Here is a 7,803-nt window from a genome sequence, read left to right on the forward strand (position 1 = left end):
AAATGGTGCATATTCGCACCATCTACTTACTATACTATGACAAGAATGATCCCCTATCAGTAAATAGATCTAACTGGATGGGGCAAATTTGCACCATTCAAGTTTGCAAGCTGACCGAGTCGCCCTCTCCTATTGAGACATTCCAGAATAATCATAAAAAACAGCTTATTATAAAAACAAGCAAAACCCCACAAAAATGGAACACATATTGCTAAAACTACAAGAAACATTATGTGAAATTTTTCCTTATTGGAAGCAAGGAAAAAATCACACAGCATCATGCACATCAAAAATCGTAGCTACGATGTGGGACAGTCCATTGGTTATTTAATACAGGGGTGTAATTCACGATAGGACTTTAGCACAGTTGGAGGTTAGGCATGAAGCGTTTAATTTCATTGTTGTACGCGGCATTGTTTTTTGTGATCTGCGCTGCGCCATGCGCGCTGGCAGCACAAAAATTTACCATCGGCTTTCAACCATACGATACCATTTCGTACCAGGTAATTGTTAACGCAGAGCTGGGCCTGTGGAAAAAATACATGCCCGCCGGATATGAGCTTGAGTTTACCCCCGCACTGCAAGGCACCATCGTTGCCAACAACATGCTGGCTGGCAAAGCCGTTGCCGGCTACATGAGCGTGATGCCGGCCACCATTCTGTGCTCCAAGGACCAACAGGCGCACATCAAGATGGTGGGCACCGTTGGCATGTCTGACGGAACGCGCTGTTCTGTGGTACTTGTGCGCAAGGATGCCCCCCAATTTAAAAGCAATGAAGAACTGGCCCAATGGCTGAACGGCAAGATCATTGCCGCGCCCAAAGGTAGCGCTTCCGACCAGTACCTCCGCCGTTTTTTCGACCGTTATAATGTTAAGCCTGGTGAATATCTCAACCAGTCCATTGAAGTTATTGCCACCAACTTTCGCACCAAAAAGCTGGATGCGGCTTCTGCTTGGGAACCGACCGTGTCGCGCATTGCCGATGACGTGGGCGAAGGTATTGCCCGTATCGTTGCCGACGGCAGCGCCTGCGGCAACCCGGACCTCGGTATTCTTGTAATGCGTGAAGACTTCATTCAGGACCACCGCGATGCAGCCCTCGGCTACCTTCGGTCAGAGCTCGAAGCGCAGCGGTACATTCTTGACCCCGCCAATCAGGTAAACGTCATCGAAATGGTTTCCAAGTACGCCACCGGCATCCCCAAGAAGGTGCTTTGGTACTCACTGTACGGCAAGGTTCCTGCTGATCGCGAAAACCCTGTGCGCGAATGGAAGTCTTTCTACTTCAACCAAAAGGAACTGGACAATATCAAGTCTGTGGCGCCCTTCCTTTACAAGGAAAAGGTCATTGCAGTGCCAGAGCTGAAGGAGTGGGTCGTAGACGACAGTCTGGCCCGCGAAGTCTACAAAAAAGCCGGATACACTCCGGTTTCGCCCGATGCCACCCTGGGCTACATCAACGGGCAAAAAGCACAGGATTGTCCTTTCATGGATTAACCAATTCCATCCCCTTTGAGGCGTGACCGGCAGGCCGTCTCTTCCAGTGCGGAGAGACGGCCCCATACGGAGACGCATGTGCATTCAATATCCAACGTCAGTGAGGGTAGTCTTTTGTCACATCCAAATTCCATTGACGTCAGTGCCGTCGAGGAAGGCGTGGTAAGCTCAGGAAAACTTGCCTTTATCAGGGTGAAACAATGGCTGCAGAGCCCTTCTCCCTACCTCAATGTGCTGGGTATCTGCGGATTTGTGGCCGTATGGTACCTGACAACGGAAGTGCTCAACCTGCCGCTTTTCAACAAGCTGCCGGGGCCCAGGGCAACATTTACGGAATGGGTGTCTCAAACCCCTGTCTACGGTATTTCTCTGTATACGTCTGAATACTATCAGCACATTGGCATAAGCGTATGGCGCGTTTTTCAGGCCTTTGTGCTGGCCACATGTCTGGGAGTGCCCACGGGGCTTTTCATGGGCTGGAAGAAAAAGTTCAGGGACTACACATTTCCGCTTCTTGAAGTTCTGCGGCCCATTCCCATGCTGGCATGGGTGCCGCTGGCCATTCTCATGTGGCCCGGCCGCGAAGCCTCCATTGTGTTTCTGACCTTTCTGGGTTCGTTTTTCGCAACTGTCCTCAACACGTTGCTTGGCGTGGAATCGATCGACGAATGCTATTTTCGGGCGGCCTCGTCTCTGGGCGCATCAGAAAAACAGATCTTTTTCAAGGTAATAGTACCGGGCGCGCTTCCTTTCATTTTTACCGGCCTGCAAATCAGCATGGGATATGCGTGGTTTTCGCTCGTTGCCGGTGAGATGCTGGCTGGCGAATTCGGCCTCGGCTATCTGATCTGGAACTCGTACACCCTCGTGCAGTATCCGGTCATCATTATCGCCATGATTACCCTGGGCGTCATAGGCTCGCTCAGCAGCCTTCTCATCCGCCTGGTAGGCGACAAGCTCATGCAGTGGAAAGTTCGGGAGGTTGCCCAATGAGCCAGCAAATAGAAACCGCATGCGAAAATGCGCCCCGCGGCGCAATCAGCATCAAGAACGTTTCGAAAATTTATGATCCGGACGGCGCGCGGGTGCTGGCTGTGGACAACTGCAGCATGGAAGTCGAGGCGGGTGAATTCTGCGTAGTTGTGGGGCCTTCCGGCTGCGGCAAAACCACACTTCTTAACGCCATTGCGGGCTTTCACGGCATCAGCGAGGGCGAGATACGCCTTGACGGAGAGCTGCTCTGCGCTGGCAACCAGCAGGCCACGCCAGGCTCAGACCGCATTGTGGTATTTCAGAACGGCGCGCTGTTTCCCTGGTTTACCGTTCTTGAAAACGTCACCTTCGGCCCTGTCATGCAGGGCGTGATGCCCAGAAACGAGGCCAAGGACAAAGCCCTGTACATGATGGGCCAGATGGGCCTCAGAAACATTGCCCACAACTATCCCAGCGAAATTTCATCGGGCATGCGCAGGCGTGTGGAAATCGCCCGCGCCATGATGAACAATCCGCGCGTACTGCTGCTCGATGAACCCTTCCGCGCCATGGATGCCCTGACAAAGACCGTTGTGCACCAGTTCTTGCTGGACGTGTATGACAAGAACAAAACCACGGTGTTCTTCATTACTCACGACCTTGATGAGGCCATTTTTCTTGGCAGCAAGGTTTACATCATGACCACACGCCCGGCCACCATAAAAAAAATTCTCACTGTGGATATTCCGCGCCCCCGTGATTTTCGCATTCTTGCATCGCCTGAATACCAGCGCCTGCGTGATGACTGTATCGCGGCTGTGCACGAAGAAGCGGTCAAGGCATTTAAGGCCGGCGAACGGGAAATGTAGGAGGACATGATGACACAATTAGCCATGGCACCCACGTCTCCGTCTTTCGCCACTTTTTTCAAAAAAAAGATCGCAACCATTTCCCTGATGCGGGGCCTGATTTCCATTGTGGCCTTCACCATAATCTGGGAATTCTGCGCGATGCTCCATGTGCCCATTATCGGCAATGTGCCCGCGCCTTCCGAGGTCATTACCTCGCTGATGGTACAGGTCAAACTTCCCCACTACTGGCAATCGTGGGGCGACAGCATGCTGCGCATCTTTATTGGCTTTATTATCGCCCAGATTGTCGGCGTGCCTCTGGGGCTGTTTCTTGGTGCAAACCAGAAAGCCCGGGAAGTCATCTTTCCTATTTTTGAAATCATGCGCCCGGTGCCCCCTCTGGCCTGGGTGCCGGTTTCAGTCATTTTTTGGCCGTCCGCAGAAATGAGCATGATTTTTGTTACGTTTTTGGGAGCATTTTTTACCGTTGTGCTCAACATTGTTGAAGGCATCACCAGCATAGATGTGCGCTACGTGCGTGCGGCCTATTCCCTTGGCTCGACCAAGAACGACATTTTCTGGCGCATAATGCTGCCCGCCAGTTTGCCCAGCGTGGTTGTGGGCATGACGGTAGGCATGGGCATTACCTGGGCCGTGGTGGTGGCAGCTGAAATGATCGCTACCAACAGCGGGCTTGGCTACCTGACATGGCGCGGCTACGTGGCTGGCGAATACCCGCTGATTGTTGTGGGGATGATGAGCATCGGCATAGCAGGATACTTCTCTTCGGCTCTGATTCGCTGGATAGGCAACCGCTTCACCCCTTGGAACCATTCAAGGTAGCGGAAGGAGGAACGAAATGCTCAAAGACAAAGCCCCAGGCGCACAGGCCGTTTCCGGAGAAATGAAAATTGAAGCCATTTCCAAATCCTACGGCTCAGATATCATGCAGAAATGGGTAGTGCAGGACTGCTCGTTTACCCTCGAAAAAGGCAAACTGACAGTTCTGGTTGGCCCTTCCGGTTGTGGCAAGAGCACGCTTATCAACCTTTTGGCCGGGTATGAAAAACCCACGTCGGGCTCCATTCTGATAGACGGGCAGCCGGTTACAAGCCCCGGCCCCGACCGCCTGGTGGTGTTTCAGGAAACGGCGCTCTTTCCCTGGATGACCACCTACGAAAACGTCAGCTACGGCCCACGGGTACGCCGGGAAATGCCTGCTGCCGATCTGCGCGAAAAGACCATGCAGCTTCTGGAAATGGTTGGCCTTGAAGATTTTCGCGACAAGTACCCCCCGCAGCTTTCCGGCGGCATGCAACGCCGGGCCGAGCTGGTACGGGCCATGATAAACCATCCCAAAGTCATGATGATGGACGAGCCGTTTCGCGGTCTGGATGCCATGACGCGTTCATTGATGCAGGAATATTATGTGCGCATCTTTGAGGAATATCAGGACACCAACCTTTTTGTTACCTCGGAACTGGAAGAAGGCATCTTTCTTGCCGATCGGCTGGTCATACTGACCAACCAGCCCTGCCGCGTGAAGCAGATCATAGAGGTCAATCTGCCGCGCCCACGCAATTTTTCAATCATGGGATCGCCGGAATATCTTGAAATAAAACGTGAGGCCCTTGAGCTGCTGCACGAAGAAGCAATGAAGTCTTTTGCCACAGGGGCCGTCAATGCGGCCGATTTTCTTGAGGCTTACTCCCAGATGGGCGAAGACCAGGCCAAACCGAAAGCGCGGAGGTAGCAGAATAGACACCGTAAATGGATTGTGGGGGGCGACTGTACACTATCTGGCAGCAACCGCAAAAAACCGTGAGAGCCAGATTTGCCCACACGAACCCACCGGCATCAGCCACGGCAATGGCTGCCCGATGGATGCGTCAACCGGCGGTTGCAATATTTACGCACAATAGCAGTACGGACAAATTACGCTAGCGGGAGGATACTATGAGCTATGGTGATTGCGAGTGCATGTCTCCTCAAGAAAGGCGACTTGCCGACCAGATGGCCGGCAAGGAAGACGTTTTCCGCAAAACCCACAAACGCGCTTTTCGCCTTGTGGAGCGCATTGAGGGGCAAAAACCCAGCATAGACATTGAACGCGCGTTGTATTTTACGCAATCAATGCAGCAAACAGTTGGGCAACCTCTGGTTCTACGGTGGGCAAAGGCCCTGATGCACATCGCAAAGAACATCTCGGTTTATGTGCAGGAAGACCAGCTGCTGCTGGGCAGGGCTGGGCACATAGGCCGTTACGGCATTCTGTACCCGGAACTGGATGGCGACTTTCTGGATATCGCCGTGCGGGATCTGCCCACGCGTGAAACTTCACCTGCCACCATAACCGTCAAGGACGCCAAACGTGTTGCTGAAGAAATTGCGCCCTTCTGGAAGGGCAAAACATTTCATGAAGCTCTGAACACAGCCCTGCCACCAGAGATTCACAAACTCACCTACGACGACACCAGCGGACTGAATTCTCGGTTTATCGTGAACGAAACGGCTTCGTTCCGGTCGTCCATACAGTGGGTGCACGATTATGAAAAAATTCTGAAGCGCGGCTTTAATGGCATAAGGCGCGATGCCGAGGAAAAGCTGGCGACCCTTGACCCCGCAAGCCCGGTGGATCAGGTAGACAAGCGCCCCTTCCTTGAGGCGGTCATCATCGTGTCTGACGCCATCATTCTTTGGGCCCGCAGGTATGCAGAGCTGGCCAAGACCATGGCGGCAAAGGAGACCTCTCCGCAGCGCAAGCACGAGCTGCAACTTATGGCAGCCAATGCCGAACATGTTCCGGCCAACCCGGCGCGGGATTTTTACGAGGCCGTGCAGTCCCAGTGGTTTGTTCAAATGTTTTCGCGCATGGAACAAAAAACAGGCACCACCATCTCCAACGGGCGTATGGATCAGTACCTCTACCCCTATTACAAAAAGAGTCTGGAAGACGGCTCCATTTCCAAAGAACGGGCCCTGGAGCTGCTTGAATGCATGTGGGTGGGCATGGCCGAGTTCATCGACATGTACATTTCACCTACAGGCGGGGCATTCAACGAAGGCTACGCCCACTGGGAAGCAGTGACCATCGGCGGGCAGACGCCCGACGGTCGTGACGCAACCAACGACCTTACCCACCTGTTTCTGCAATCCAAACGCGAGTTCCCCCTGCACTATCCCGACCTTGCCGCACGCATCCATTCGCGCTCGTCAGAGGCCTTTTTGTGGAATGTGGCGGAAACCATCAAGTACGGTTCCGGTTTCCCCAAGCTGATTAATGATGAAGAAGTAGTACCCCTGTATGTGTCCAAGGGGGCCACCTTTGAAGAAGCCCTGGACTACGCCGTGTCTGGCTGCACAGAGGCGCGCATGCCCAACAGAGACACCTATACTTCGGGCGGAGCCTACGTGAACTTTGCGGCGGCTCTGGAAATGTCGCTGTACAACGGCAAAATGAAAAAATATGGCGATGTTCAGCTGGGCATCCCCACCGGCAACGCCAGGGAATTCAAAAGCTGGAGCGACATGTGGAACGCCTATCTGGCCCAACACATGCTCTTTTTGCGCACGGCATTTACACAACAGTATATTGTTAACAAAACAAGGGCATCGCACTTTGCTCAACCCATGGGTTCAGCCATGCATGACCTGTGCATGAAGCACTGCATCGACCTGCACCAGGAGCACGTGCCCGAAGGGGTCAACTTTGGCTATCTTGAATTCATGGGCTACGGAACAGTAACGGATTCACTTTCTGCCCTGAAACGGCTGGTTTTTGATGACCGCAAACTGACCATGGATCAGGTGATGGACGCACTTGAGCACAATTTTGCAGGATATGAAGAAGTGCAGCAATTGTTGAAAACCGCACCATGCTACTGCAACAACGATCCATACGCCGATGCCATAGCGCGCGAGCTTGACCGGGTTTCTGTTGAATTTTCGGCCAAATACAGCAAAGAAATGGGTATATACAACGACATCCGCTATGTGCCTTTTACCTCGCACGTACCTTTTGGCAAGGTTGTCTCTGCCACACCCAATGGCAGAACGGCGTGGTTTCCGCTGTCGGACGGTTCTTCCGCATCGCACGGCGCTGACGTCAACGGCCCCACTGCCATTATGCTGTCCAACAATTCCACCAAAAACATGGGCATGCGGGCGCGAGCCTCCCGCATGCTGAACATCAAGTTTACGCCCAAGTGCCTTGAGGGCGAAGCGGGCACGGAAAAACTCGTATCGTTCATCAGGGCCTTTTGCGACCTTAAACTCTGGCACGTGCAGTTTAATGTCATAAACCGGGAGACCTTGCTGGCTGCACAAAAAAATCCGAAAAAATACCAGAACCTTATTGTAAGAATCGCCGGCTACAGCGCTTATTTTGTGGATCTTTCGCCAGATCTGCAAAACGACCTCATAGCCAGAACAGGGCATGACATGCTGTAGGTGTAGCCAATCGGCCCGGCGGGGAATCCCGC

General features: G+C 53.0%; 6 protein-coding genes. All 6 read left to right on the forward strand.

All coding sequences use genetic code 11. The features are described from left to right. Positions 1-380 precede the first annotated feature (380 nt). The 6 genes from F8N36_RS13530 (at position 381) to F8N36_RS13555 (ending at position 7,771) form a co-directional block, all read left to right on the forward strand. Positions 381-1,499 (forward strand): ABC transporter substrate-binding protein, encoded by a 1,119-nt coding sequence (locus F8N36_RS13530; RefSeq protein ID WP_291333344.1) that lies wholly within the window; start codon positions 381-383, stop codon positions 1,497-1,499. A 114-nt stretch (positions 1,500-1,613) separates the two neighbouring features. Then, positions 1,614-2,492 carry an ABC transporter permease gene (locus tag F8N36_RS13535; RefSeq protein WP_291333345.1) on the forward strand — a complete coding sequence of 293 codons (879 nt, stop codon included), beginning with the start codon at positions 1,614-1,616 and terminating at the stop codon, positions 2,490-2,492. Continuing rightward, positions 2,489-3,340, forward strand: a complete 852-nt coding sequence (locus F8N36_RS13540; protein WP_291333346.1) for an ABC transporter ATP-binding protein — start codon at positions 2,489-2,491, stop codon at positions 3,338-3,340. The genes F8N36_RS13535 and F8N36_RS13540 overlap by 4 nt, the downstream gene beginning before the upstream one ends. Before the next feature lie 9 nt (positions 3,341-3,349). Further along, positions 3,350-4,165: an ABC transporter permease gene (locus tag F8N36_RS13545; RefSeq protein WP_291333347.1), complete on the forward strand. Its 816-nt coding sequence runs from the start codon at positions 3,350-3,352 to the stop codon at positions 4,163-4,165. Between the two features lie 16 nt (positions 4,166-4,181). Continuing rightward, positions 4,182-5,075, forward strand: a complete 894-nt coding sequence (locus tag F8N36_RS13550) for an ABC transporter ATP-binding protein (protein WP_291333348.1) — start codon at positions 4,182-4,184, stop codon at positions 5,073-5,075. 203 nt (positions 5,076-5,278) lie between these two features. Continuing rightward, entirely contained in the window at positions 5,279-7,771 is a 2,493-nt protein-coding gene (locus tag F8N36_RS13555) for a glycyl radical protein (RefSeq protein ID WP_291333349.1), read from the forward strand. Positions 7,772-7,803: the final 32 nt, after the last annotated feature.

This window comes from Desulfovibrio sp. (assembly GCF_009712225.1).
Taxonomy (GTDB): Bacteria; Desulfobacterota; Desulfovibrionia; order Desulfovibrionales; family Desulfovibrionaceae; genus Desulfovibrio.

Coding starts and splice junctions, on each gene's coding strand:
- F8N36_RS13530 (WP_291333344.1), top strand. CDS start 381: ATGAAGCGTTTAATTTCATTGTTGTACGCGGCATTGTTTTTTGTGATC.
- F8N36_RS13540 (WP_291333346.1), top strand. CDS start 2,489: ATGAGCCAGCAAATAGAAACCGCATGCGAAAATGCGCCCCGCGGCGCA.
- F8N36_RS13545 (WP_291333347.1), top strand. CDS start 3,350: ATGACACAATTAGCCATGGCACCCACGTCTCCGTCTTTCGCCACTTTT.
- F8N36_RS13550 (WP_291333348.1), top strand. CDS start 4,182: ATGCTCAAAGACAAAGCCCCAGGCGCACAGGCCGTTTCCGGAGAAATG.
- F8N36_RS13555 (WP_291333349.1), top strand. CDS start 5,279: ATGAGCTATGGTGATTGCGAGTGCATGTCTCCTCAAGAAAGGCGACTT.